Origin of the sequence: Desulfobulbus oralis (assembly GCF_002952055.1) — a bacterium.
Classification (GTDB): domain Bacteria; phylum Desulfobacterota; class Desulfobulbia; order Desulfobulbales; family Desulfobulbaceae; genus Desulfobulbus; species Desulfobulbus oralis.
Genome location: NZ_CP021255.1, coordinates 357,264 through 381,967 on the forward strand (window position 1 = coordinate 357,264; position 24,704 = coordinate 381,967).

Sequence of the window (24,704 nt, forward strand, 5' to 3'; positions counted from 1 at the left end):
CTTCACCTCAGCTTCAGGGTGCTCAGGGCCAAAAGGCCCAGGATGATGGATATGATCCAGAAGCGCATCACGACCTTGGGCTCGGGCCAACCCTTTTTCTCGAAATGGTGGTGGAAGGGCGCCATGAGGAAGATGCGCCTGCCGTGGCTCAGCTTGAAGTAGCCCACCTGCAAAATGACGGAGACCGCTTCCATGACGAAGAGGCCGCCCACAATCACCAGGAGAAATTCCTGTTTGGTGATAATGGCCACCGCGCCCAGGGTGGCGCCCAGAGACAGGGAACCGACATCGCCCATGAAAATCTGGGCCGGGTAGCAGTTGAACCAGAGAAAGCCCAGGCAGGCGCCGACGATGGCCCCGCAGAACACCGTGACCTCGCCCGCGCCTTCCACATAGGGGATCTGCAGATAGGAGGCTATGACCGCATTGCCGGCCGCGTAGGAAAAGACCAGATAGGTTGAGGCGGTGGTGAGAATCGGCCCGGCCGCGAGACCATCCAGACCGTCGGTCAGGTTGACGGCATTGGAGGCGCCCACAATGACCAGAACCGCGAACGGCAGATACCACCAGCCCAGGTCCGGCTGGATGCTCTTGAAAAAGGGCAGACTGAGCCTGCCGTTGTAGTGCAGACAGGCCAGAAGGATGAAGGCCGCCACCGCCGCCCCCCCAATCTGCAGAACCAGCTTTTCTCTGGGCGAGATGCCCCGGCTGTTGCCCCTGCTGATTTTCTTCCAGTCGTCCATGGCGCCGATGCCGGCGTAAAACACGCTGATGGCCAGCAGCAGCCACACGAGCCCGTTGCGCAGATCGCACCACAGGAGGACGGCCGCCCCCATGCCGGCCAGCACGAGCAGGCCGCCCATGGTGGGCACCCCGCGCTTGGACCAGTGGGTTTCCGGACCGTCGTCGCGCACCACCTGGCCGATCTGCCGGCTCCTGAGCCAGCGGATAAAGGCCGGCCCGCAGAAGGCCACCACTAGGAAGGCGGTGATTGCGCTGCCGATGGAGCGCAGGGTGATGTAGCGAAAGACGTTCAGCCAGCTCCATTCGGTATGGAAGCCGTACAGCAGATTATAGAGCATGGGCCTCTCCTGAAAGTTGGCGCTCCAGCTCTTCGATGAAGCCTTCCATGTGCATCCCGCGGGAACCCTTGACAAAAATCCAGTCGCCCTGCTCAAGCCGGCCCGATCGGAACAGGCCGGCGCACCAAAGGCCGATTTCCGCGGGCGCGGCAAAGACCAGCACCCGCCCGGCCGCCATGCCGGCCTCCTGGGCGGCAGCCGCGATTTCCTCGGCCTGCCCTCCGCTTACGGCCAGCCAGTCCAGATGCAGGGCAGCGGCCAGTTCGCCGATCTCCCGGTGCAGTCTGGCCGAATCCGCTCCCAGTTCCAGCATGTCGCCCAGAACAGCGACGCTCCGCGTTCTCCCGCCCGTCGTGGCCAGGGCCGCCAGGGTGCGCAGGCCGGCTGCCATGGAGGCCGGATTGGCGTTGTAGACGTCGTTGAGCACCTGGAGGCCCCCGGGCAGTTTCCTGAGGGCCAGCCGCCGCTCCAGCGGGCGATACCGGGCCAGACCCAGGGCGATGTTTTCCGGCGTAATGCCCAGGCCCACCGCGATGGCTGCGGCTGCGGCCGCATTGTGGGCATTGTGCTCGCCCAGGGCCGGCAGATCGATGCGCTGGTGCCAGGAACCGATGTGCAGGGTGAAACGCAGGCCGGCAGGACCCAGATTTTCCAGATCCCGCACAGAGACCAGGGGATGCCTGGCCAGCCCCGCCTCGGTCAGGGCAAAGCCAATCCTGCTGCCGCCCGAGGCTTCGGCGATCCGCCAGATGCGGGGATCGTCCTCGTTCACCACCCGAACGGCCTCGGGCCGCATGGCCTGAAAGAGTTCGCCCTTGGCCGCGGCCACGCCTGCCAGGCTGCCCAGACCCTGCAGATGCGCGGGGTGCACGGTATTGATGCAGCCCAGGTCCGGATCGGCGATGCCGGTCAGGGCTGCGATTTCACCGGGCGCGCTCATGCCCATTTCCATGACAGCCACGCGGTGGCCCGCATGCAGGGGCAGCAGCGAGAGGGGCAGACCGATCAGGTTGTTGAAATTGCCGCAGGTCTTGAGCACCGGCTCCGTATTGGCCCACCCGTCTCTGAGAGCGTTCTCGCAAATGGCGGCCACCATCTCCTTGACCGTGGTCTTGCCGGAACTGCCGGTAATGGCCGCAACCCGGAGCGAGCCGGCAAAGAGCTGCCGCCGGAAAGCCGCGAGCGCTCCCAGGGCCGCCAGACTGTCCTCGACCCTGAGGCACAGCGTCGCCCGCTGCGTCAGGGCGCTCTCCGGAAAGGCTTCGCCAATGACGGCGCCCGCGCCTGCGGCCAGGGCCTGCCCGATGAAGTCGTGACCGTCGAAGCGCTCGCCTTTCAGCGCCACGAAAATGTCGCCAGCCGCCAGTTGCCGGCTGTCGGTGCTCACCCGGCCCAGCAGGCGGGGTGCCTCGGCCTGCGCCACAACGGCGCCGCCCACCGGCTTCAGGGCAGCCAGCAGCAGACGCCCGTTCCAGTTCGTGAGCGCATCCAGGGCAAGGACACGGTCGTCACAGTACTGTTTCTCCGTGCCGCAGATCTGATAGTCCTCGTGACCCTTGCCGGCAATCAGGACGATGTCCTCGGGCCCTGCCAGCCCACAGGCGAGAGCGATGGCCCGGCGCCGGTCGCAGACCCGGGCGTAGCAGGGCCCCGGCTGCGACGCCGCAAACAGCCGGGCTTCGGCGCAGGCCTTCGCGCCTGCCTGCTCGAGCCCGGGAATGACGGCGTCCAGGATGGCTTCCGGATCTTCCGTGCGGGGATTGTCCGAGGTGGCGAGAATCCGGTCGCTCAGGCGGGCAGCCGCCTGTCCCATGAGCGGCCGTTTGCCCTTGTCCCGGTCGCCGCCGCAGCCGAACACGCAGACGATCCGTCCACTCTTGCGGATGAGGCGCAGCGTGCGCAGCACATTGTCCAGCGCATCCGGCGTGTGGGCATAGTCCACAAAGACGGCCGGGAAGAGCCGGGAGTCGCCCTTGGGCACGACCCGCTCCAGCCGGCCGGGCACGACCCGAACATTGGCAATGCCCGCGCAGATCTGCGGAAGCGGCACGTTGAGCGCCAGCCCCGCGCCCACGGCCCCCAGGACATTGCGCACATTGTAGGCGCCCACCAGCGGCGAATGCAGCGGCACCCGCTCTCCGCAGGCCCGCAGCGTGCAGTTGAAGCCGGAAAAGCCATACTCGATAGCCTCTGCCCCGACGTCGCAGCGCGGGTCCAGCCCGGTGCGCAGCACCCTGATCCCACCCAGGCCGGCCGCCAGCCGCTCGCCCCAGGCCTGCTCGTCGCCCGGTGCGTCCACGTCGATCACCGCCGTGCCGCCCGGAGCCAGATATTCGGTGAACAGCCGCTTCTTGGCGGCAAAGTAGCGGGCCATGTCGCCATGGTAATCCAGATGGTCCCGGGTCAGGTTGGTGAACACGGCGACATCAAAGGCCAGACCGCCGACCCGGCCCTGATCCAGGGCATGGGAGGACAGCTCCATGACCAGATGGGTCGCCCCCGCATCGACCATCTGCCGCAGGAGCGCCTGAAGGGTCAGCACGTCCGGCGTGGTCAGGGCGGCCTTCTGCAGCACATGCACACCGCTCGCGTCGTGCCAGCGGTAATCGACCGTGCCGATGACCCCGCAACAGAGGCCGGCCTGCACCAGCAGGCCCTCAATCAGCCAGGTGCTGGTGGTCTTGCCGTTGGTGCCCGTGATGCCGATGCAGTGCAGGCTGCGGGCCGGATGACCGTACCAGGCCGCTGCCAGGGCCAGGAGCGCCTGTTGGGGGTCGTCCACCGGAAGGCCGGGAACGGGCCATGTTGCATCGATGCGGCCCCGCTCCGCCACCACTGCGGAGCAGCCCCGCCTGATGGCCTCCTCCACATACAGATGCCCGGCAGTCGTATGACCGGGCAGTGCCACAAAGAGCGCGCCCGCCGTGACCCTGCGGGAATCGCAGACCACGGCCGTGACCGGCACATCCAGTGCGGCGCCGGAAAGACCCGCCGGCAGCCCGGAGGCCGACAGCAGTTCGCCAAGAGAGCGCGGGGGACGGGTGTTCATCGTTCGTCCAAAGTCAGGGCGCATTCATTCGCGCCATGCAGCGGGCTGCCGGCCAGGGGATACTGCGCCACCACCCTGCCGCGGCCCGTAATGTTCACCTTCATCTTGTAGGGATCCATCTTCCGAAGCGCCTTGCGCAGACTGAGACCCCTGAGGGCCGGCATGGTCGCGGCCCGGGCCGCGACTTCCTCCGGCGTTTTGGGCGCGGCCAGACGCCTGCTGATGAAAAACTGGTTTTTGTTTTCTTCGTTGCGAGGCGGCGGCTCTTCGGTCGGGGCCACCTGCGGCGGATGATTCTGAACGTAGCTCAGCATACTGCGGCCAAGCTGCACCAGACTGTCCGTCTGGGTGACGGCGGAGCCCTGCCGGGGCTGCATTTCGCTGGTTTCTACCGCAATCACCAAAAGATACCTGGGGTACTGCGCCGGAACCATGCCGGCAAAAAGCCGCTGGATGGAATATCCGCGCAGCTCGCCGGCCGAGCCGTCCTGCCGCTTTTCCGCCCGATACAGAATCTTGTTGTCCGCAGTCGATACCCAGCAGGAAAACAGGTCGCGCCGCACCTTGACGCTCAGGGCCGGATCCAGCACATGCGCCCGGCTGTCGCCCTCGTTCTTCCGGTAAAAACGGGTCCTGCTCCCATGATCGTAAATGGAATCGACCACAAAGGGATTGATGCGCCAGCCGCCGTTGACCAGACTGGCCAGGGTGGCGCCGATCTGCACGCCGGTCACCGCCTCCTGGCTGCCCTCGCGATTGTCCTGGGACGCCCCGCCTTCCCAGTTGTCGGACACCGAATCGAAGAGCCGGATGCGCCGTGCAAAGTCGTGCAGCATATCACCGGAAAAACCATAGTCAGGCGCTGCCACCGTGGCTGGCAAAAGCGGCGCCCCGTCCAGGCCGCCCCGCTCTATGGCAGCGGCCCGGGCCATGATCGGCCGGATGAGGTCCCGATCGAGCAACTGGCTGTAAATGCGATTGACCCGATTATCATCCCGGGCCTTCCAGAAGTAATTCGGATTGAAGGCCGGCTGGTTGACCAGGGCCAGCACTCGGCCGCTTCCGGGCTCCAGCAGGAGGCCCATGCCCTTTCCCAGCCCCTGGGCGGCAAGATATTCCCGCACCATCTGCTCGAGCTGGCGCTGCAAACGGAGGTCCAGGGTCAGAATCAGATCAACCGATTCCGCGCCCAGGATCTGCTGTCCCTTGAAATCAATGGCCGGAATGTTGCTGTTGCGCACCGTACGCGACGACAGCACGGCATCGTAACGGCCCTCCACACCGGCCAGGCCTGTCCGGCCATCCATGAAGCCCAGCACGTGGGATGCGGCGGTATGGGCCGGGTAGAAACGGTATTCCACGGGCACGCAAAAAACGCCAGGCAGATGCAGGCCTTCTATGGCCGCTGCCTGACGTTCATCCAGATCATCCATGAGCCTGAGGCTCTGGCGGGAGCTTTTCAGGCTGCCCTCCAGATCGGCTGCCGGCCGGCCGGTCACCTGGGCCAGGGCCTGGGCCGTGGCCCGGTGATCAGTCATGTCGGCGGGTCGCACATTCAGGGTGTACAGGCGATAGCTGACCGCCAGTTCATTGAAGCCCTGATCGTAGACAGAGCCCCGCAGGATAGCGGGAGCGGCGTTTTCCCCTGCAGATTCATGAGGCATTTTGCCGACAGCGGACTGGGTGATCCTGCTGATATCCAGGAGGAAGGGAGGGATTCCATACAGAACGGCCCCAGTCGCTGTCAGCAAAATAAGGCCTGCAAAGATCTTGAAAAGTCTGCTCCTGTTACTTTTGGGGGAAACGGCGATCTTTGCCATTACAACTTGCTAAAGATATTGAATCTGTTCCGGTGTTGGCTTGAACAGTTGAAAGCGTGCTGCGGCAATTTTCTCGATCCGCCCGCTGGAACTCAGATACTTTTTCGTGTCGAACAACTGCACATGCTCCTTATGCAGGGCAATGTAGTGTTTTTGTATCTGTTCAGTTTCAGCTGCCATCGCCACCATCCGGGCATGTATGCAAGCGGAACAGGCCAGCCCCAGGCACAGGCCAAAGGCCGCCAGAAAAATCAGGCTCAACTGCTGGGAGGCAGTCAGCGGGAAGCCCCGCCCCCGCTCCCAGACAAGAGAGAGAAATGACCTTTTGCCCTGGAAAGCAGATTGATACCTGCAGGTTCTGCTGTGCATGTCGATGATCATGGCGTCCCCTCCTTTGTAGCCATCACCTTTACTCCAAGCGCCTGGCAATACGCATCCTGGCGCTGCGGCTGCGGGGATTTGCCGCAAGCTCTTCCGGTCCCGGCGTCACCGGTTTTTTACACAGGGGCTGCAGGCGCGGGTCCTGCTCCATAGCCCGCTTCACCAGCCGGTCTTCCAGCGAGTGAAAAGCGATAATGGCCATGCGCCCCCCCGGCTTCAGCACCTGCGGCGCCAGGGTCAAAAGCGCGCGCACATTGTCCAGCTCGCCGTTCACGGCAATGCGCAGGGCCTGAAAAGTCTGAGTGGCCACATGCACCCGTTTCGGGTGATAGCGCCGGGGTACGGCCTGAGCCACCAGTGCCGCCAGCTGCTTGGTCGTCGTTATGGCCTGCAGCTCCCTGGCCCGCACCAGATGCCTGGCAATGCGCCGGGCCTGCCGCTCTTCCCCGTAGTAGTAGAGCAGGTCGGCCAACTGCGACTCACTCGCTTCCGCAAGCAACTGGGCTGCATTCAAGGGCCGCTTCCGGTCCATGCGCATGTCCAGGGGGGCATCGGAGTGGAAGCAGAAGCCGCGCTCGGCAAGATCCAGCTGCAGCGAGGAAAGGCCCAAATCGGCCAGCAGGCCGTCCGCCGCCTGAATGCCCAGATGGTGCAGAACGGCGGGCATTTCCGTATAGGAAGCCGGCACAATCTGGATCCGTTCGCCAAAGGAGGCCAGCCTTTCTCCCGCAATTGCCACCGCCTGCCTGTCCCATTCAAAGCCGATCACCCGGCCATCAGGTACCGAGGCCGCCAACATCGCCCGGCTGTGGCCGCCCAGGCCCAGAGTGGCATCCACATACACCCGGCCGGCTGCGGGTCGCAGCCAGTCCAGCACTTCCTGAAGCAGAACCGGCACATGACGCGCCATCGCAGCTTCGGTCATTTCTGGACCTAGAGCACGCCGACTGTGGCCATGATCTCCTCGTAGTCGTCAAAGGCAGCATACATCTCGGCGAACTCGCGCTCCCACGCGGCCTTGTCCCAAATCTCGAAGTACTGCAGGACGCCGGCCAGCACCACCTCGCTGCCGATGCCGGCATCGTTCCGCATCCTGGGCGGGATGAGAATGCGGCCCTGCTTGTCCACCGGGCATTCCACCAGGTTGCTCACCAGCATGCGGATGAATTGACTGCCCTTGCGGTGCGTCAGCGCCTCGGCGCTCAGCTTTCTCATCAGATCTTCCCACTCGGGCAGGGGATAGGCGCGCAGGCAGCCCCGCCACAGGGTCACCTTCAACATCTCGGTGTCATAGACCTCCTTCAGCACCTCGCGAAAGCGGGCGGGGATATTCAGGCGGCCCTTGGGGTCCAGGCCATGCTCGGAATTGCCTTCGAACTGGAGCACAATGACACGGAACTATAAAAGGTTTTTTTGGGGATTCACTCCACCTTGCAGCCACTTCACACCACTCTTTGCCCCAAGGATAAACAGGACTGAAACAAGAAGTCAAGCACAAAGAAGGAGAGAATCGGGGGAAAAACAGGGGGCTACAAAAACGTTGTTTCAGGCGGTCGGCGGGAAACAAAAATGAGGCGGGCGCGGCAAATGACAAAATCCGCATGAAAAAACAGGGTGGTCTGTTGCTTCAGGTGCCGTCCCGGGGTTCGGATTCGTCGAACAGGCTGCCCTGGTAGGCGTTGCCGGTGCGGAACGGCAGGTTGAAATGTTCGTAGGCGCTTTGGGTGGCGATCCGGCCGCGCGGGGTGCGCATGAGGAAGCCGGACTGGATGAGAAAGGGTTCGTACACGTCTTCCAGCGTGTTCTTCTCCTCGCAGACCGCGGTGGACAGGGTCTCCAGCCCAATGGGCCCGCCCTGAAACTTTTCGATCAGCGTCAGCAGAATGCGGCGGTCCATTTCGTCCAGGCCAAAGCGGTCGACCAGGAGGCGGTCAAGGGCCCGGTCCGCCACTTCGGCGCTGATGCAGCCATGTCCCCCCACATCGGAGAAGTCCCGCACCCGGCGCAGCAGCCGGTTGGCGATGCGGGGCGTGCCCCGGGAGCGACGGCCGATTTCCAGGGCGCCCTCCCCGGTAATCTCGATCTGGAAGAGTCTGGCCGAGCGTTGGACAATGGTCGCCAGTTCCTCCGGCGTGTAGTAATCGAGCCTGAGCATGACGCCGAAGCGGTCGCGGAGCGGCGGGGTCAAAAGGCCGGTACGGGTGGTGGCGCCGACCAGCGTGAAGCGCGGCAAATCCATCTTGACGGAGCGTGCGCCCGGCCCCTGGCCGATCACCAGATCGAGCTGATAATCCTCCATGGCCGGGTAAAGGATCTCCTCCACCACGTGGTTCAGCCGGTGGATCTCATCGATAAAGAGAATATCCCCCTGCTGCAGACTGGTGAGAATGGCGGCGAGATCGCCGGCCCGCTCGATGACCGGGCCGGAAGTGACCTTGATGCCCGCGCCCATTTCGTTGGCGATGATGTAGGCCAGGGTCGTTTTGCCCAGGCCCGGGAAGCCGTGAAACAGCACATGATCCAGGGCCTCATGGCGCTGCCTGGCCGCCTGGATAAAAACGGAGAGGCTCTCCTTCACCTGCCTTTGGCCGATGTACTCGGCAAGCGTTCTGGGGCGGATCTCCACGCCGCCGCCCAGGACGTCGTCGGCTTCCAGCTCCGCACTCACCAGTCTGTTGCCGGTCAGGGGCTCTTCCTGCTTCACTCCGCTTTCCTCCCCAAAAGACTACCTGGCCAGCCGGCGCAGGGCCAGACGCAACCACTCTTCCAGCGACAGCCCGGTGCAGTCCCGCTCCTTTTCCAGGGCGCGCAGAACCGGCCAGACCTGCTGTTCGCTGTAACCCAGGTTAACGAGGGCCGAAACCGTATCAGCCTCAGGCGAGGACCGCGGTCCGGCACCCACCGCGGCAGCGCCCGGGGGCACGGCCGCACTGTCCCCCAGATTGCCCACCTTTTCGGCCAGTTCCACGCAGATACGCTCGGCCGTCTTTTTGCCCACCCCGGACACCGAGGTCAGACGGCCCAGATCGCGCCCCACAATCGCGCTCTGCAGCTCGGCCGCTCCCAGCCCGCCCAGAACGGTCAGGGCCAGCCTGGGCCCAATGCCCGATACCCCCAGCAGAAGCATAAAGAGCGCCTTTTCGCCTGCGTCGGTAAAACCATAGAGGGTGATGGCGTCTTCCCGCACAATGGTCTGCACCAGAAGCTGCACTTCCCGGTTCAGCTCCGGCAGCGTCTCCCAGGTGCGCAGCGACACCAGGACCTCGTAGCCCACCCCTGCCACATCCAGCACAAGGGAGCCCGGATTCTTCTGGATGATGTTCCCCCGCAGGGCGGCAATCATGGCAAAAGCACAGGAAAAGGGAAAGAGAGCCCCTCACAGGGGCAGGGCACTGTGATGGGCGTGGCAGATGGCCAGAGCCAGTGCGTCCGCCGCATCGCTTGAAGGCTCCGCATTCAGGCCCAACAGCACGCGCACCATGTAGCGCACCTGGCCCTTGTCGGCCTGCCCATAGCCGGCCACGCTCTGCTTGACCAGCCGCGGGCTGTAGTTGAAAATCGAAAGTCCGGCGGACAGGGCCGCCACCACGGCCGCCCCCCTCGCCTGCCCCAGTTTGAGGGCGGAGCGGGGCGATCTGGCCACAAAGACCTCCTCCACCGCTGCCGCCTCCGGCGCGTACTGGGCGGCCACATCCTGCAAAGCGGAGAAAATGGCCAAAAGACGGTGGCCGAAATCCGGCTCGCCTGCGGTGCGAATCGTCCCGCAGGCCACAAAGCCCAGTTCGTTTCCCTGCGACTCGATCACGCCGTAGCCGGTAATCCGCGACCCCGGATCAATGCCCAGGATGCGCATCGGCACTCAGGAAATCTTATCCATAATGTCGTCGGAGATGTCGAAGTTGGCCGACACCTTCTGCACATCGTCATGGTCTTCCAGGTTTTCCAGCAGTCTGAGCAGGGACTGGGCCGTTTTTTCTTCGGCAACCGCAATGGTGTTTTTGGGAATCCTGGCCAGACCCGCCTCGTTAAACCTGACCTTGCCTTCCAGCTTCTCCACCACATCGTTGAAATCTTCCGGCGCAGTCAGGATCTGGAAACCATCCCCATCCTCGACCACGTCTTCGGCGCCCGCTTCCAGCGCCAGTTCCATCAGCTCTTCCTCGCTCATGCCCTCCTTGTCCACGGCAATCGAACCCTTCTGGTCAAACATCCAGGCCACACAGTTCGATTCGCCCAGGTTGCCGCCGCTCTTGGTGAAGAAGTGACGGATATCCGCCACGGTGCGGTTCTTGTTGTCGGTCATGGCCTCGACCAGAATGGCCACGCCACCGGGGCCGTAGCCTTCGTAGAGGATTTCCTCATAGACCGCCCCGTCCAGCTCGCCCGTCCCCTTCTTGATGGCGCGATCGATGTTGTCCTTGGGCATATTTTCCGCCTTGGCCGCCAGAATAGCGCTGCGCAGCCGGGGATTGCCCGCCGGGTCACCGCCGCCGCTGCGGGCGGCAATGGTGATTTCCTTGATCAGCTTGGTGAACATCTGGCCGCGCCTGGCGTCATTTGCTCCCTTTTTCCGCTTGATGGTACTCCACTTAGAATGACCGGACACGCGTATCTACTCCTTGTTTTCCTGCTGTTTTGGCCGGCGATATCCCAGCCCCAGAACAAAAATTTCTCGACTTTCCTGTCGGGAACTCCGTGGTTTCAGCACCCTGACCGTGGTGAAGAGCGGCTTGCATTCGGCCAGAAAGGCGGGACAATCGCCGCCCTGAAAGAGCTTGCAGTAAAAGGTGCCGTTTTCGTGCAAAAGCTGGCCGGCCAGCTCCAGGGCCCGGCGGCAGAGGGCGAGCGACTGCTGATGATCCGCATACTGGCTGCCAGTGGTGGCTGGGGCCATGTCGCTCAAAAGCACATGAAAACCAGGCCATCTGTGGCGCAACAGGGGCACCAGTTCCGGAGAGAAGACATCATAACAGAGCCTGTGGATTTCGGCACCGGATTTTTGCTGCAGCTCCGCCCCATGATGTTGGTCAATGCCCACAACCAGGCCCTTTGCACCCACCACGCCCGCGGCATAGAGACTCCAGCTTCCCGGATGGCAGCCCAGATCCAGCACCCGCTGGCCGGGCTTCAAAAAGCGGCAGCGCTCCTGCGCCTCCGCCAGCTTGTACACGGAACGGGCCGGATAGTGCTCCTTTTTGGCCTTGTAAAAGTAGAAATCCTTTTCCCTGCGCATCCTAGGCCCCACCCTCACGGTTCGCCGCGGCCGCCATCTCCCTGGCCAGGGCCAAGGCTTCCCGGCGGGTGGCGATGCCGCCTTCCATGCGGGCCAGGGCCACGGCACCGAGGATTTTTTTGAACAGCGGCCCGGGTTGCAGACCCAGCCTGTCCATCAGATCATGGCCGGTCAGCAGCGGCGGCGCGGTCTGCACCGGCATGACCCGCTCTGCCCGCACCTGCAGCAGGCGATCCGCGATCCACGCCACCTGCGCCTCCAGATCGGCCGGTCGCCGCTCGCCCCGACCCGCCAGGGTATCGGCCTGACAGAGGAGCAAAAGGCCGGGCAAATCCTCATCCACCGCCTGCACCGCCCGGATGCAGGCCCGGAGGCTCAAGCCGCCGCTGCTGCGGGCCGCATGCAGCAGTTGATAGGGCCGCATGTGCAGGGCCACGAGCCGGCAGACCCGCTCGCTGTGCCGCGTACTCCAGCGCAGCCGCTGGGCCAGTTCCCGCACCAACTGCACACCGGCCTGCTCGTGCTGGTAAAAGGTGAGCCTGCCCTGCCGCTCCTGCCGGGCCGCCGGCTTGCCCACATCGTGCAGCAGGGCCGCCCACTTGAGCACCAGCACGGCGTCGGCTGCTGCGAGCCAGTCCTGCAGGGGCGGGGCGCAGTCCGGGAAAAAGGCCCCGGGCCGGGCCACCAGCAATTCCGCCTGCTTCAGCGCTTCCAGATTGTGCTCCAGCACATTCAGGTGATGAAAGGCCCTGGGCTGACTCACATCCCTGCCCAGGGCCAGCTCCGGAATCACGGCAAAGAGCAGCCCGTCCTCTGCCATGCACTGTATGGCCGAAGAGGCGTGGGACGAGAGCAGAAGGGCGTTCAGCTCGGATGCCACCCGTTCCCCGGCGGAGCGGACGATGAGGCTGAAATCTCTGCGCACCAGGGCCCTGGTCTCCGGCGCCAGCCCGCAATCCAGGGTGGCGGCCAGCCGGTAGGCCCTGAGCATCCGCAGGGGATCGGCCGCAAAGGCGTGCTCGTGGGTTGGCCGGATCACGCGGGCCGCAATGTCCGCCTGAGCGCCGCAGGGATCGATGCAGGCAAGCGCCCTGTCAGTATCCCCGTCCAGGAAGGCGGCCAGATCCAGCGCCAGCGCATTCAGGGTAAAATCCCGAAGCTGCAGATCCTGCTCGATCGTGACCGTGGCCCCGCGGAAGGCGGCGATATCCACTTCCGGGCCGGCGGGCAACACCACCCGGGCCACATCCTCGCCCTCATCCAGACACACGAAGGCGGCGCCCGCCCGTTCGGCAAGCGCCCGGGCAAAGGCCACCGCGGCCCGGGGCACACACAGATCGATGTCGTGCACCTCACGGCCCAGCAGCAGATCACGCAGCGTGCCGCCGACCAGATACAGTTCCGGGGCGGCTGCCGGCAGCTCCCGGCGCAGGGCCGTGAGCGCCGTCCGCAGGGGCAGCGGCAGCAGACGGGAGACCTGCTCCTGGCTCACAAGTTTTTCCGCACTCATACCATCAATGCCTCCAGCGCCGCCTCGCCCAGTGGCGCAAAACGGCCTTCCCGCAGGCCTGTCTCGCTCTCCAGCCGGACCACGCCTGGTGCCGCACGGCCGTCCACCTTTCTGGCGTAACGCAAAAGGAGACCGGCTGCGATGCCCGCCAGGCCCCCGTTCCCGGCTGCCCCCATCTCGCCGCCCAGGCTCCGCAAAAGACCAAGCGGGCCAGGGCGGTCCACCGTGGTCAAAAGCCAGTCGCCCGGTGCGCGCAGGGCCAGGAGCCGCTCGTTGTCCTGCTGGTTGCGGCCCAAAACCAGCCACAGTCCCGGCGCCGGCTCGAAATGCCTGCCCGTGAGCAGCAGTCTGAAGCTGTCCACCTGCGCCGCCACATCGGGCAGGCCGAAAATGCCCGGGGCAAAACGGCGGAAACGGGGGCCCAGGTTCACATCCGTGAGCAGACAGCCCCCTGCCGGGGCCGGATAATCCCGGATTCCGAACAGCGCGGCCAGACGCTTCTGTTCAGCGCGGCCCCGGCCCGAAAGACGGAGAAGCCGCAGGCGGTCGACCAGACCCTCCTGTTCCGCGCGCGTGGCAGGCAGCAATTGTGCGCAGAGCGGCCGCACAAGCAGGCCCCCGCAGCCGGAATCCCGCTCGATGATCCCCATGGCGTCCCGGCGCTGGGACATGGGTCGCTGCCCCAGCACCTCGCCGGTGGCCAGAAAGGCCGCACCGTATTCGGCCAAAAGCGCCCGCGCCGTTCTCAGCATGAAGATCCTGCAATCGATGCAGGGATTGAAGTTATGGCCAAAGCCATGGGCAGGATGGCGCAGCACGGCCATGAATTCCCGGCTCACATCCCGTACCTGCACGCCAATGCCGTACTTCGCGCGCATCTCCGCCTGGTAGCGCTCCGCATCGCCCACATCCGCGGCAAAAAAGGGCGTGATGAACCGCAGCGCCACCACATCGATACCCTGCGCCATCAGCACCCGGCAGGCCAGAATGGAATCCAGTCCGCCGGAAAAGAGCGCCAGCGCCCTGGTCATGCCCCGCTCCCCCGGCCCTTTCTGGCCAGGAGTTCACGCACATAGGCATGGGTTTCCGCTCCGGCCCGCTCGCCGTCCAGCATGCGGGCCAGCTCGGCCCGGCGCGCGGCCTCGTCCAGCAGGGTAATGCCGGTGCTGGTGCGGCCATCCGCCACCTGTTTCGTCACCAGAAAATGCCAGTCCGCCCGGGCCGCGATCTGCGGCAGGTGGGTGATGCAGAGCACCTGATGATGGCTGGAGAGTTCCGCGATCTTTTCCGCCACCGCCTCGGCGGCCTGGCCGCCAATGCCGCTGTCCACCTCGTCGAAAATAACCGTTTCCACCGCATCCCGCCGGGCCAGCAGGCATTTCATGGCCAAAAGCATGCGCGAGAGTTCGCCGCCGGACACGATTTTCGCAAGCGGCCTGGGCGACTCGCCGGGATTGGCGGAAAAGAGGAATTCCACCTCGTCCCGGCCCGTGGGGCCAAGCCTGGCCGCCCGGTGCTGCGCCACCTGGAACAGGGGCCGGGCGAAGTCGAGGGAGGCCAGTTCGCGCTCCATGCGCGCTGCCATCCGCTCCGCAGCCCGGGCCCTTGCCTGGCTCAGGGTCTCGGCGCTCCGCTCCGCCTGCCGGCAGGCCTTGTCCGCGGCCTGGCCTGCCCGGCGGATCTCCTCATCCATGTTGTCCAGAATCTCCAGCTCCCGGGCCGCCCGTCCGGCAAAGGCCAGGACATCGGCCAGAGTCGGCCCGAACTTGCGTTCCAGTTGCTTCAGATCGGCCAGCCGCGCGGCAATCAGCTCCAGGCGGCTGGTATCGGTCGGCAACTGGCCCAGATACCTGTCCACCGTGCTTCTCAGGTCTTCCAGTTCAAAACCCGCAGATGCCGCCCGCTCGGCCAGGGGCATCAGTCCGGCATCCAGGGCGACGGCCTGCTCGACCTGTCTCTTCACGGCCACGAGCAAATCCTCCGCCTCGCCCAAGTGCCGCAGCGCCGCATTCATGTGCGCGAGCAGCGCCTCGGAGGATTTCAGCCGCTCGCGCTCGCGGATCAGCGCCTCGTCCTCGCCGGCTGCGGGCTGGATCTTTCTGATTTCCTCCAACTGCAGCCTGAGGAAATCGCGCTCCCGTTCCCTGCCGGCCTCCCGCTCCCTAAGCGCCTGCAGCGCCGCCTCCGCCTGCCGGCAGGCGGCATAGTCGGCGGCATACCTTTGCCTAAGTTCGAAGAGTTCGCCGTAACTGTCCAGAAAATCCAGGTGGGAACGGGCCTGCAGGAGCTGCTGCTGGTCGTGCTGGCCCGCGATGTTCACGAGCAGGCTGCCCAGCTCGGCGGTGACTTTGGCAGTCACGCTCCGGTCGTTCACGAAAAGCCTTGAGCGGCCGTCCCTGGAGAGCAGGCGCCGCACCAGAATCACGTCGCCTTCGGGCTCCAGCCCGTGTTCCTCCAGAAGCCCCGCCACGGCGCCGCTGGCGGCGCCCGCCGAAAACACGGCCTCTATGCCGGCCTGCTCGCAACCCTCGCGCACCCAGGTTCCAGCCCCACGGCCGCCGGTGAGCAGGCCCAGGGCCTGTAAAATGATGGACTTGCCCGCGCCGGTCTCGCCGGTGAGTACGGAGAGCCCGCTGGCGCCATCCGGCCAGCTCAGGCTCAGGGCCCCGATCAGGGCGAGATTGTGGATGCGAAGCTCCTGCAACATGGATGCTGCCTTCCTTTCGGGCAATTTCCCTTGACCGGCGCCAGGGCCGCCGGTATTTTCCGCGACAGGCGCCGGGCCAAGAAAGACCCCGGGCGCACGGCATTTTTATACAGCAAAAATACCCGCTTTCCTACCAGAGTTTCATCCATGCACAGCCCCGAAGCCCAGCTCTCTGCGCCGAGATGCGCCGCCCATGCCGGTTTATGAATACACTGCCCTGGACAAGGAGGGCCGGCAGATCAGCGGCCTGATCGATGCCGAATCCCCTGCCGCGGCCCGGCAGAAAATCCGCGGCCAGGACCAGTATCCAATCGGGCTGACCGGCGCGGATCAGGCCGCTTTCAGTCTGAAACGCCTCATGCGCAGCGGCCCTGCCTTCCGGCAAAAGCGGCAGATCCCGCTCTTCACCCGCCAGCTCGCCACGCTCCTGAGCGCGGGCATTCCGCTGGTACCGGCCTTGAACGGCCTGATCGAGCAGGGCGACGATCCGGCCCTGGGCATAGTCCTGGCCGGGCTCCGGGAGGCGGTGCAGGAAGGCCAGCCCCTGAGCGCCGCCCTGGCAGGGCATCCCGGGCTTTTCTCCCCCATTTTCATCAACATGGTCAGAGCCGGCGAGGCCTCCGGCACCCTGCCGCTGGTGCTGACGCAGTTGGCGGATTTCGGCGAGCGGGAGCAGGGACTGCAAAGCCGCATCCGGGCCGCCCTGCTCTATCCGCTGTTTCTGGCCTTGAGCGGCGCAGCCATGCTGGTGCTGCTGCTGACCGTGGTCTTGCCCAAAATCACGGCGGTTTTCGCAGAAAGCGAACAGGCACTGCCCCTAGCCACCACGCTCTTGATGCAGTTGAGCGCCGGTCTGCGCCACTTCTGGCTGCCGCTCCTCGTGGCGCTTGCGGCCCTGGGCTGCGCTCTGCACCGCTTCCTGAAAAGCGAGGCCGGCAAGCGGCGCTGGCACCGCCTGCAGCTACGCCTGCCCTTTGTGGGTCCCCTCAGGAAAAAGCAGGCTGCGGCCCGCTTTGCCCGCGCGCTCGCAAGCCTTGTGCATGCGGGCGTGCCCCTGGTGGATGCGCTGGCCATTGTCAGCAACCTTTCCGGCAATATCCTGATCGGCGAAGGCATCCGGGCCGCCTGCGGAACGCTGGAAAAGGGACAGAGTCTGGCCGCGCATTTCCGCGGCCAGGACTGGTGCCCGCCCATGCTGACGCAGATGATGGCCGTGGGCGAACAGAGCGGCGCGCTGGACGAGCTGCTCGCCAAGGCGGCCGAGCATCTGGAGCGCGAGCTGGAGGCAAAAATCATGGGCCTGACCACCCTGATCGAGCCGGTGATGATTCTGGCCATGGGCCTGGTGGTGGCCTTTCTCGTGGCAGCCGTGCTTCTGCCCGTCTTCGAGATGAACCAGCTTGTGCACTGAGGCCCGAGCTGCAGGCAGCCCGGGAACGCGCTCAGTGCCGGAACCAGCGCCGCCAGAAAGGCTGCGCCTGCCGCTCCAAGGCCGCCAGCTCCCTCTGCGCGTCCCTGTTGCCCATCTGCCTGTCCGCTGCCGTGGCCCCGCTCAGGGCCCGCCGGGCTTTGGTCAAAGGACCGTCGTCCGGAGAGGTGATCCGGCCCTGCAGATACATGCGGCCCAAAGCGCACTGGGCCATGGCGTCGCCATTGTCCGCGCCCCTGCGAAACCAGACTGCTGCCAGTTTTACAGCATACTGCGCCTGCGGCAGACCTTGATCCGCCGCCTGGCGAAACAGCGATGCGGCCTTTTTTTCATCTTTGGGCATACCCTGCCCCAGGGCATGCATCAAGGCGAGATTGTACTGTGCCGGGGCGTAATTGTCCGCAGCGATCGCCTTGCGATACCATTCGACAGCCTGTTGCTCGTCTTTGGCTACGCCACCTCCCCGGGCGTACAGGGAGCCCAATTGGGCCTGTGCCGTGATGCAGCCTGCCTCGGCTGCCTTGCGGATCCACGCCAGCCCCTTTTTTTCACCTTTGGGCAGACCCAAGCCCATGAGATACATATTGCCCACTCTGAACTGGGCTGCCGGATGCCCGGCCTCCGCCATCCCGGGCAGCCCCTGATAGGCCTTGCCGTACCATTCTGCGGCCAACGGGCATCCCGGCCCACCCCCCGACCCTCTTCGTAAGCCCAGCCCAAATTGCCCTGGGCAAGGGCATGGCCCTGTTCCGCGGCTTTGCGCGTCCAAAAAATGAACTGCCCCTCGTTCCTGGCCCCGCCCCGCGAAGTACATGGCGCCCAATTTGCTCTGGCCATCGGCGTAGCCCTGGAGAGCGGCCTTCTGAAACCACGCGAATGCCAGAGCCGCATCGGCATTCCCCTGCAAAGGCATTGAACAAAAGGCGGCAGCTCATTGCACAATGCACCGCGTGTGGGACGAAAGGCGTAAAGGGACAGAGCGGATTCCGGCAGAGGGTTGGCGGTACCAGTGACTACCAGCCAGCAGCTTCCGCCCTGCCCTGCTGCCATCTGCCCCTGGAAGTCGTCAAAAATCTTTTTGAGTGCAGCATGCCATCCTCATTTTAAGGCCCCATCGAAGAATAAGTTTGGAGCCGTTCAAGGGGATTTGCCTTGGTCGTTTAGAGCATTTCACCTTTACGATTGTATATAGAAGATCTGAACCAGCCCTGGGCATCGTTTGCAGAAACGCGGTCCAGGGCGTTCCCGACTCTCGCAATCAGGTTTTCGTTGGTTCCGGCCTTTATCCGCCACAGTAGCTGCTGCACTTTGCTCCACATCTTTTGGATGGGATTCAGGTCAGGGCTATAGGCCGGTAAAAACAAGACACTCTGTCGTCCCGTCCAGGCGGATGGAAGATAAAACCGTCACTGCCTCCCAGTGCCCGTGGGGCGCTGCGTCATGACAACGCGCGCCCTTTAAAGCGCGGCCATACAATCGGGTCATATTGGTTTTTCCACCGGATTCATCGAGAAAAACCAGGCGATTTGGGGGCAAGCGTTTTTTGAAACTCTGCCCATGCCCCTCTGGTCTGGGCTATATCCAGGCCTTCCTGTTCGCTGGCCCGCAGAGTGTTTTTAACGACAAAGCCGATTTTTTTTTAGGAGCTTGTGAATGGCATTCAACGAGCAATCTTTTCGAAGTGCGAGCGGAGTTCCTCTCATGTGATATCCGGCTGCTTCCCAATCAGTTCAACAAGTTCAAGGCGTTCAGCCTCGGAAAAATAGAGGCCCGATACCCGCTCCATAGGACCTGACCGCAACCGCGCGTAGTTCTGAACTGGCTGTTTTCATGCCTCGACTCTAAACTTTTCTTCAATAATCTGAAAGTTGAAATGCTCTAGACATGCGTTATGACCGCTGCGCACGTACGTTCTTTTCAGCTCTGTGCCTCGCGGCTTCCGTTATATTCTCTCTCAATTAATGAGGCCTGAGCAGCAGGCACTTCGCATGGGTAATTCTGCAAGCGCTCCATTCGGGCTCGCCAATACGACAGAAGTGTCGTGGAGCAAGACAAATATGGTATCAAAAAAAATAATGAATCATTTTGTTAAAGTGAATTCTCTACCGCCTAAAGGCGGTAGCTTCGAACCATTGCCGCCTGCAAGGCGGCTTACGGAGCCAGGGTAAAATCGTCATCGTGGGCTCGCTCCTCCAAGTCCTGCTCTGCAATATATTGCATGATGACATCGTCTGTGACATTGCCTGAACTGGCGGCAAAATATCCGCGACCCCACAGATGACGGCCCCAAAATTGCCCGGACAAACGTCGGTTTTCTGCAAGCAGCTTGCGTGAGGTTTTCCCTTTTATGCGGCCAACCAATTTACTCACAGAAATCTGTGGAGGAAGCGAAACAAACAGATGTACATGATCTTTGGAGACGTGCCCTTTCAAAATATCTATATCCATGGATCGGCATATTTCTCGTATCAGATCCCGTAAACGCACGGCCACGTCTCCAAAGAGAACCGGTTTGCGATACTTGGTAATCCATACAATATGGACCTTGAGGGAATAAATTGAATGCGAGCCTTTGCGATACGCATAGTCATCCATAGTATCGCAAACCTACTGAAGTCTTCGCCTCAAGGCGAGGGATTTTCTCCCATTCCCAGAAAGAGACATTAAAAACCATCTCTTCTGCAGGTTCGACATGATTGTCTGTCTGTCGCCGCCAAACAGGTTGACAGGCCCATGCAACGGCCATGGAGAGCGGCACATGCAAGACGAAGAGGCGTTTCGGGCCGGGGGCTTTGGCACGATTATTGAAAATTATGGGAACAACCGATCCAACAACCCGGCGGCAAGAGGCCGGCCAAGGAGAAATGGCGATGACCCAAAAAGCGAAACGTGCAGCCCTGATCGGCTACGACTGTCTCATCCCCAAGCGTCTCATGAAGATGTTGGATGAGGGCGGACTTGACAACTTCCGCCGCTTCATGAAGGAGGGCAGCTTCATTCCTGAAGGCTACAACTTACCCACCGTGACGCCACCCTCTTGGGCGACGATCTGCACGGGCGCCTATCCGCGTACCCATGGCGTCGAAGACTACTACTACTATCACGAAGGGCAGTCGCTGGATTACAAGTTTACCTCGCAGGCCTTCGGCTCCAGCATCTTGACCGCCGAGACCATCTGGGACCGCTGGGACAGGGTCGGGAAGAAATGCCTCGTGATCAACTATCCTATGGGCTGGCCTTCACGCATGAAAAACGGCGTCATGGTCATGGGGCAGGGGCTTTCCCCGGCAGAAACCCGCTGGCCCCTGCACGGCAACGAGCACAGGGAGTTCTTGGCTTCGGAGAGCGTCATATCCACCGAGTTTTACCCGATGGGCGTGCAGGCTCACTTCGATGACGCCACCGGCTGGAAGAACCTGCCCGAAATGGATGAACCCCTGGACATGTCTGTGAAGCTGCACTTCAAGGAAGGCGTTGATCCGGTCGAGGACCAGACCTGGCATGTACTGGCCTGGCAGAGCGGCAATGAAGGCTATGACCGCATCACCGTCGCACCTGAGAAGGACTTCAGTAAGGCCTTCTTCACCATCAGTCTGGGGGAGTGGAGCGAGCCGGTGGAACACGACTTCAGGGTCATTGCCGGCGGCCGCAGCGAAAAGGGCGTCTTTCGCTGCAAATTGATGCAGCTTTCCGACGACGCGGAAGAGTTCAAACTCTATGTGTCCGGCATAGCAGGCCGCACCGGTTTCATTGCCCCGCCGGAGGCCGCCGCTCAGATCGATTTTTCCAAACAGATCACTGCCAACGACATTGGTCTGGTGGCCTTTCTGCACGGCATCATCGACACAGAGACAGTCTGCGAGCTGGTCGAATTCCACAGCGCCTGGCTCTGGAACACCATAAGCTGCGTGCTGAAGGCCAATCCAGATTGGGATCTCTTCTACATGCATTCCCATCCCATTGACTGGTTCTATCACGGCTGGCTGAGCGCTCTGGACAGCAAAGATGAAAAGGTACGCGCTGCTGCAGAGAAAATGGAGCGCCACATCTACACTGTGGAGGACCGCCTGCTGGGCAAACTCATGGATGCCTTGGGCGAGGATACCCTTATCTGCTGCTGCTCGGATCACGGCGCCACGCCGCTTGGGCCGATCCTGAACACGGCCCACGCCCTCAAGCAGGCCGGCCTGTGCTCCTACGAACCCAAGAAGTCGGAGGATTACTGGGACATTTACGAAGAGACGGAAGGCTTCAACTACGTGCTGGATGTGAGCAAATCCAAGGCCGTGCCGCAGCGCTACATGTTCGTTTACGTGAACCTCAAAGGCAAATATCCCGGTGGCATTGTGGAGCCTGAGGATTACGAAAAGGTGCGCTCGGAAATCATTGACGCCCTGCTCGACTATCGTCACCCCGAAACCGGAGAGCGGCCGGTGCTCATCGCCCTGCGCAGGGAGGATGCGCAGGTCTTTGGCATGGGTGGCAGTCAGGCGGGAGATGTCGTCTATGTGCTTAAGCCCGAGTACATGGCCGAACATGGTTATGGTCTGCCGACCGGCGAGTCCGGCTGCGGCAGCCTGAAGAATCTGCTCATGTTCCGCGGCCCCAATGTCAAGAAGGGCTATGTCTATCCGCGCCCGCGCTGGCTGGCAGACATCGTGCCCACCCTCTGCTACATGACGGGCCAGCCCGTTCCGGCAGATACCGAGGGTGCGCCCATTTATCAGATCATGGAAGACCCGAACCTTGTGAAATAACCTCAACCATCATTACGGGGAAAGACTATGGCTGACAAAAAAGCGATTCTTGTGGATGCCTCCGGCATGAGTCTGGTCGGGACTGGCGATGCCTTGGACAAACTGAACAAAAAGGCGGCCGTGCTCACCAATGCGGACAGGGGTGGTCTGGTGGACCGAGCACTTGCCCTGGGAGGAGTGCGGACCGACGCGGCTTCCCTGGCCAGTGCCTTGGAGGACACGATCTTCGCCGTGATCAGCGGCAAGGAGGAAGCACTCGCCGCAGCGCTGGAAGCGGCCAACCGACGCACGGTTGTGGTTGTCGCTGCCGATGACGGCGTGGCCTTTTACGGTATGGCCGTCAACAGGAATGCGGGGAGGATCGACCGCAAGGTCAATGCGGATGACATCGTTCTGACCATTGCCACCATCGCCGATCTGCCCATCGACGAAGGCTGTACCGCCGCCATTATCTATCAGGTGCTGAAGGATCCCAACCTGAAACTCAACGAAATCATCAAGCTCCAGGAGGCCCTGGCCCGGATGGAGTCTGTCATCGAACGCAACAGCCGCGAGCCCTGGGACAAGCACGACTGCGCCTGAGAGTCCTTGTGTCCCGGAGTTTGGCTGTATCCGCGGCGTTGCCGAAATCCGGCTTCTGCACAGGCAAGAGCGATCTATGAAGACAAGGAGCTCGCTCCATCTGGATTCAGGCGCCGTTACGAGGAAGCAGCACCTGACCGTGACCCGGCACCAGGGTCAGTCCCATTGTCCGAACCGTGGATGCCACGCCATCCTCTGCCCGCCGGGGAAGGGTATCTACATCCCCGGCTCGGGCCGGTCGGCAATATGAGTGCAGCGCAGTTCTTTTCCAGCGGAAGTGTAGACACCGGTTTTTCCTGGCAAGAATGCGGAACCCTCAATTTCACCCATAGGAGCAGCTATGAGCCAGCGACATGAACTTGAAAAAGGATCGCAAGGTGCCTCGCGCATTGAGTCTCCAGCCAGGATTGATCTCCGCCCCGAGCTGGGCATTTTCGTTCCGTCCATCCTGGTCATTCTCCTGGTGGCTCTGCCATCCCTCATTTGGCCCAAGACGTCGGAAAAAATCATCGCGGCCATCTATACCCCCCTGGCCGACAGGTTCGGTGTCCTTTACCTGTGGTTGACGATGGGCTTTATCCTTCTGTGTTTCTGCTTCGCCTTCAGCAGGTATGGGGCCATCCGCTTTGGGCGGGCCGCCGAGAAGCCGGAATTTTCACTGCCGTCGTGGGTCGCCATGATCTTCTGCTCCGGCGTTGCCGGCGCGGTCATGTTTTGGTCCATAGCGGAACCCCTGTATGACCTGACGAGTCCGCCACAGCATGCCGCAGCCATGAGCCGCGAAGCCTTTGAATGGGCTCTGGCCTATCTTCTCCTGCACTGGGGACCCAATGCCTGGGCCAGCTTTTTTATCATCGCCCTGCCCATCGCCTATATCTTTCACGTCCGCAGGAAGCCCTTTCTGCGTATCAGCTCCGCGGCTGAAGATCTGATCGGCCCGCAGACAAACGGACCGCTGGGCCGCATCATGGATGTCTTTTTCATCCTGGGTCTTTTGTTCTGCACTGCCGTGACCATGTGCATTTCCCTGCCCACAGTGGAAGCCGCCCTGGTCGAGGTTTTTGGTATTAAACCAGCCTTTTCCGTGCAACTGTGCATTCTTCTGATCAGTGCCGGCATCGCCGGCACCAGCGTGTATCTTGGCCTGGACAGAGGCATCAAGTGGTTGAGCAACGCCAATGTGGTGATCGCCCTGAGCATGGTCGCCTACGGCGCGCTCTGCGGCCCTACAGCAACACTGTTCAGTACCTTTACCAACGCCTTGGGCAAAATGCTCGGCAACTACATGAACATGACCTTCTGGACCGATCCCTTTGGCGGCGACAGTTTCCCCAAGGACTGGACCATTTTCTACGCCCTGTTCTGGTTGGGCTATGGTTGTTTCATGGGCCTGTTCGTTGCCCGCATTTCCCGGGGCCGTACCGTGCGTGAAATCATCCTCTGGGGCATGTTTGGCTGCATTGCGGGCGGGTATCTTATCCACGGGGTTTTCGCCTCTTATACCCTGTGGGCCCAGCAGACCGGGCTGGTGGATGCCGTGGCCATCCTCAACGAAAAGGGTGGACCAGCGGCCATGATGGCGGTTTTGGGCACTCTTCCCCTGGCAAAGCCCCTGATGCTGGTCTACTGCGTCTTTTCCACCATATTTTTGGCAACCAGCGTGGATTCCGGCTGTTACGTCGTGTCCTCCGTCGCCACCAGAAGTATGCCCGCCGGCTGCGATCCGGACCGCAGGCATCGCGTATTCTGGGCCATAGCCCAGGCTTTGCTGGCCTTGGGACTTCTTGCCATCGGCGGCCTGGGAGTGGCCAAAATTTTTGGCAACCTTTCGGGGGCGCTCATGGCCGTACCTGGAGTCATTCTGACGCTGAGCTGGTTGAAAATCATCCACAAGGAAGGCCGGCGCTTGATCGCCGAACAGACACTGCAGGACCTGGCGGAAGTTCAGGGAAAAGATTGAAAGCAGCCTTGGCCCCGGTTGTAGAAGAACTGGGGAAAAACAGGCCGTTTCCATCAGAAAAGAAAGGCCGCAATGTCTGGCATTGTGGCCTTTTTCAATATCGGCTTCCAGAGGCAGCGACAGCACTGGTCTGGCAAACAGTCTCAGATGAGAAAAGCGCCGCAAGGATGCAGGCTTAGATGAGCAGAGCCAGC

General features: G+C 62.5%; 22 protein-coding genes and 1 pseudogene. 5 read left to right on the forward strand and 18 right to left on the reverse strand.

Annotated elements, in window-relative coordinates:
* Positions 1-2: 2 nt before the first annotated feature.
* From mraY to CAY53_RS01435, 3 genes are read right to left on the reverse strand one after another with little or no spacing between them, the layout of a single operon-like run.
* On the reverse strand, positions 3-1,082 hold the full coding sequence (gene mraY, locus CAY53_RS01425) for a phospho-N-acetylmuramoyl-pentapeptide-transferase (RefSeq protein ID WP_104935631.1): 1,080 nt from the start codon (positions 1,080-1,082) through the stop codon (positions 3-5).
* Positions 1,072-4,131, reverse strand: coding sequence for a UDP-N-acetylmuramoyl-L-alanyl-D-glutamate--2,6-diaminopimelate ligase (locus tag CAY53_RS01430; RefSeq protein ID WP_181040348.1), 3,060 nt, complete (start codon positions 4,129-4,131; stop codon positions 1,072-1,074). Before CAY53_RS01430 ends, mraY begins: the two co-directional genes overlap by 11 nt.
* Complete coding sequence (locus CAY53_RS01435) at positions 4,128-5,795, reverse strand: PASTA domain-containing protein (protein ID WP_181040350.1); 1,668 nt, start codon at positions 5,793-5,795, stop codon at positions 4,128-4,130. Before CAY53_RS01435 ends, CAY53_RS01430 begins: the two co-directional genes overlap by 4 nt.
* On the opposite strand from CAY53_RS01435, the gene CAY53_RS12845 reads away from it, so the two are divergent.
* Positions 5,787-6,272: a hypothetical protein gene (locus CAY53_RS12845; RefSeq protein WP_181040351.1), complete on the forward strand. Its 486-nt coding sequence runs from the start codon at positions 5,787-5,789 to the stop codon at positions 6,270-6,272. The two genes, CAY53_RS01435 and CAY53_RS12845, sit on opposite strands and share 9 nt — an antisense overlap.
* Before the next feature lie 88 nt (positions 6,273-6,360).
* Here the strand turns inward: CAY53_RS12845 and rsmH are convergent, their stop codons facing one another.
* The 10 genes from rsmH to recN all read right to left on the reverse strand — a co-directional run bounded on the left by rsmH (position 6,361) and on the right by recN (position 15,782).
* Complete coding sequence (rsmH, locus tag CAY53_RS01445; protein ID WP_104935635.1) at positions 6,361-7,257, reverse strand: 16S rRNA (cytosine(1402)-N(4))-methyltransferase RsmH; 897 nt, start codon at positions 7,255-7,257, stop codon at positions 6,361-6,363.
* An 8-nt stretch (positions 7,258-7,265) separates the two neighbouring features.
* Positions 7,266-7,718 (reverse strand): division/cell wall cluster transcriptional repressor MraZ, encoded by a 453-nt coding sequence (gene mraZ / locus CAY53_RS01450; protein ID WP_181040353.1) that lies wholly within the window; start codon positions 7,716-7,718, stop codon positions 7,266-7,268.
* Positions 7,719-7,959: 241 nt separating this feature from the next.
* On the reverse strand, positions 7,960-9,036 hold the full coding sequence (gene ruvB, locus CAY53_RS01455) for a Holliday junction branch migration DNA helicase RuvB (protein WP_104935637.1): 1,077 nt from the start codon (positions 9,034-9,036) through the stop codon (positions 7,960-7,962).
* A 21-nt stretch (positions 9,037-9,057) separates the two neighbouring features.
* Positions 9,058-9,675: a Holliday junction branch migration protein RuvA gene (gene ruvA / locus CAY53_RS01460; RefSeq protein ID WP_104935638.1), complete on the reverse strand. Its 618-nt coding sequence runs from the start codon at positions 9,673-9,675 to the stop codon at positions 9,058-9,060.
* A gap of 33 nt (positions 9,676-9,708) precedes the next feature.
* The gene (gene ruvC / locus CAY53_RS01465) at positions 9,709-10,185 is read right to left on the reverse strand and encodes a crossover junction endodeoxyribonuclease RuvC (protein WP_104935639.1); all 477 of its coding nucleotides are present in this window, start codon (positions 10,183-10,185) and stop codon (positions 9,709-9,711) included.
* Between the two features lie 6 nt (positions 10,186-10,191).
* A complete protein-coding gene (locus CAY53_RS01470) occupies positions 10,192-10,938 on the reverse strand; it encodes a YebC/PmpR family DNA-binding transcriptional regulator (protein WP_104935640.1) in 747 nt (248 codons plus the stop codon).
* A gap of 6 nt (positions 10,939-10,944) precedes the next feature.
* Entirely contained in the window at positions 10,945-11,565 is a 621-nt protein-coding gene (locus CAY53_RS01475; RefSeq protein ID WP_104935641.1) for an SAM-dependent methyltransferase, read from the reverse strand.
* A 1-nt stretch (position 11,566) separates the two neighbouring features.
* The gene (locus tag CAY53_RS01480) at positions 11,567-13,075 is read right to left on the reverse strand and encodes an HD domain-containing protein (RefSeq protein ID WP_104935642.1); all 1,509 of its coding nucleotides are present in this window, start codon (positions 13,073-13,075) and stop codon (positions 11,567-11,569) included.
* Positions 13,072-14,106: a thiamine biosynthesis protein gene (locus CAY53_RS01485; RefSeq protein WP_104935643.1), complete on the reverse strand. Its 1,035-nt coding sequence runs from the start codon at positions 14,104-14,106 to the stop codon at positions 13,072-13,074. The genes CAY53_RS01480 and CAY53_RS01485 overlap by 4 nt, the downstream gene beginning before the upstream one ends.
* The gene (recN, locus tag CAY53_RS01490; RefSeq protein WP_104935644.1) at positions 14,103-15,782 is read right to left on the reverse strand and encodes a DNA repair protein RecN; all 1,680 of its coding nucleotides are present in this window, start codon (positions 15,780-15,782) and stop codon (positions 14,103-14,105) included. Before recN ends, CAY53_RS01485 begins: the two co-directional genes overlap by 4 nt.
* Before the next feature lie 193 nt (positions 15,783-15,975).
* On the opposite strand from recN, the gene CAY53_RS01495 reads away from it, so the two are divergent.
* On the forward strand, positions 15,976-17,193 hold the full coding sequence (locus tag CAY53_RS01495) for a type II secretion system F family protein (protein ID WP_104935645.1): 1,218 nt from the start codon (positions 15,976-15,978) through the stop codon (positions 17,191-17,193).
* Between the two features lie 31 nt (positions 17,194-17,224).
* On the opposite strand, the gene CAY53_RS01500 is transcribed toward CAY53_RS01495, so the two are convergent.
* The 5 genes and pseudogenes from CAY53_RS01500 to tnpA form a co-directional block, all read right to left on the reverse strand.
* On the reverse strand, positions 17,225-17,884 hold the full coding sequence (locus CAY53_RS01500) for a tetratricopeptide repeat protein (protein WP_181040355.1): 660 nt from the start codon (positions 17,882-17,884) through the stop codon (positions 17,225-17,227).
* Positions 17,885-18,076: 192 nt separating this feature from the next.
* Positions 18,077-18,124 (reverse strand): annotated as a pseudogene (locus tag CAY53_RS14015) (hypothetical protein); the annotation flags it as partial.
* Positions 18,125-18,371: 247 nt separating this feature from the next.
* Positions 18,372-18,575: a hypothetical protein gene (locus tag CAY53_RS14020; RefSeq protein WP_146106361.1), complete on the reverse strand. Its 204-nt coding sequence runs from the start codon at positions 18,573-18,575 to the stop codon at positions 18,372-18,374.
* Positions 18,556-18,747, reverse strand: coding sequence for a transposase (locus CAY53_RS14025; RefSeq protein ID WP_425430771.1), 192 nt, complete (start codon positions 18,745-18,747; stop codon positions 18,556-18,558). Before CAY53_RS14025 ends, CAY53_RS14020 begins: the two co-directional genes overlap by 20 nt.
* 615 nt (positions 18,748-19,362) lie before the next feature.
* Positions 19,363-19,806, reverse strand: a complete 444-nt coding sequence (gene tnpA / locus CAY53_RS01505; protein ID WP_104935414.1) for an IS200/IS605 family transposase — start codon at positions 19,804-19,806, stop codon at positions 19,363-19,365.
* A gap of 275 nt (positions 19,807-20,081) precedes the next feature.
* Between tnpA and CAY53_RS01510 the strand changes: the two genes are divergently transcribed.
* The 3 genes from CAY53_RS01510 (at position 20,082) to CAY53_RS01520 (ending at position 24,510) form a co-directional block, all read left to right on the forward strand.
* Positions 20,082-21,968 (forward strand): alkaline phosphatase family protein, encoded by a 1,887-nt coding sequence (locus tag CAY53_RS01510; protein ID WP_104935647.1) that lies wholly within the window; start codon positions 20,082-20,084, stop codon positions 21,966-21,968.
* A gap of 27 nt (positions 21,969-21,995) precedes the next feature.
* Positions 21,996-22,550, forward strand: coding sequence for a hypothetical protein (locus CAY53_RS01515; RefSeq protein ID WP_017865861.1), 555 nt, complete (start codon positions 21,996-21,998; stop codon positions 22,548-22,550).
* 340 nt (positions 22,551-22,890) lie between these two features.
* Positions 22,891-24,510, forward strand: a complete 1,620-nt coding sequence (locus CAY53_RS01520; protein ID WP_104935648.1) for a BCCT family transporter — start codon at positions 22,891-22,893, stop codon at positions 24,508-24,510.
* Positions 24,511-24,704 lie beyond the last annotated feature (194 nt).

Coding starts and splice junctions, on each gene's coding strand:
- mraY (WP_104935631.1), bottom strand. CDS start 1,082: ATGCTCTATAATCTGCTGTACGGCTTCCATACCGAATGGAGCTGGCTG.
- CAY53_RS01430 (WP_181040348.1), bottom strand. CDS start 4,131: ATGAACACCCGTCCCCCGCGCTCTCTTGGCGAACTGCTGTCGGCCTCC.
- CAY53_RS12845 (WP_181040351.1), top strand. CDS start 5,787: ATGAGGCATTTTGCCGACAGCGGACTGGGTGATCCTGCTGATATCCAG.
- CAY53_RS01435 (WP_181040350.1), bottom strand. CDS start 5,795: ATGCCTCATGAATCTGCAGGGGAAAACGCCGCTCCCGCTATCCTGCGG.
- rsmH (WP_104935635.1), bottom strand. CDS start 7,257: ATGACCGAAGCTGCGATGGCGCGTCATGTGCCGGTTCTGCTTCAGGAA.
- ruvA (WP_104935638.1), bottom strand. CDS start 9,675: ATGATTGCCGCCCTGCGGGGGAACATCATCCAGAAGAATCCGGGCTCC.
- ruvC (WP_104935639.1), bottom strand. CDS start 10,185: ATGCGCATCCTGGGCATTGATCCGGGGTCGCGGATTACCGGCTACGGC.
- CAY53_RS01475 (WP_104935641.1), bottom strand. CDS start 11,565: ATGCGCAGGGAAAAGGATTTCTACTTTTACAAGGCCAAAAAGGAGCAC.
- CAY53_RS01480 (WP_104935642.1), bottom strand. CDS start 13,075: ATGAGTGCGGAAAAACTTGTGAGCCAGGAGCAGGTCTCCCGTCTGCTG.
- CAY53_RS01485 (WP_104935643.1), bottom strand. CDS start 14,106: ATGACCAGGGCGCTGGCGCTCTTTTCCGGCGGACTGGATTCCATTCTG.
- recN (WP_104935644.1), bottom strand. CDS start 15,782: ATGTTGCAGGAGCTTCGCATCCACAATCTCGCCCTGATCGGGGCCCTG.
- CAY53_RS01495 (WP_104935645.1), top strand. CDS start 15,976: ATGCCGGTTTATGAATACACTGCCCTGGACAAGGAGGGCCGGCAGATC.
- tnpA (WP_104935414.1), bottom strand. CDS start 19,806: ATGGATGACTATGCGTATCGCAAAGGCTCGCATTCAATTTATTCCCTC.
- CAY53_RS01510 (WP_104935647.1), top strand. CDS start 20,082: ATGACCCAAAAAGCGAAACGTGCAGCCCTGATCGGCTACGACTGTCTC.
- CAY53_RS01515 (WP_017865861.1), top strand. CDS start 21,996: ATGGCTGACAAAAAAGCGATTCTTGTGGATGCCTCCGGCATGAGTCTG.
- CAY53_RS01520 (WP_104935648.1), top strand. CDS start 22,891: ATGAGCCAGCGACATGAACTTGAAAAAGGATCGCAAGGTGCCTCGCGC.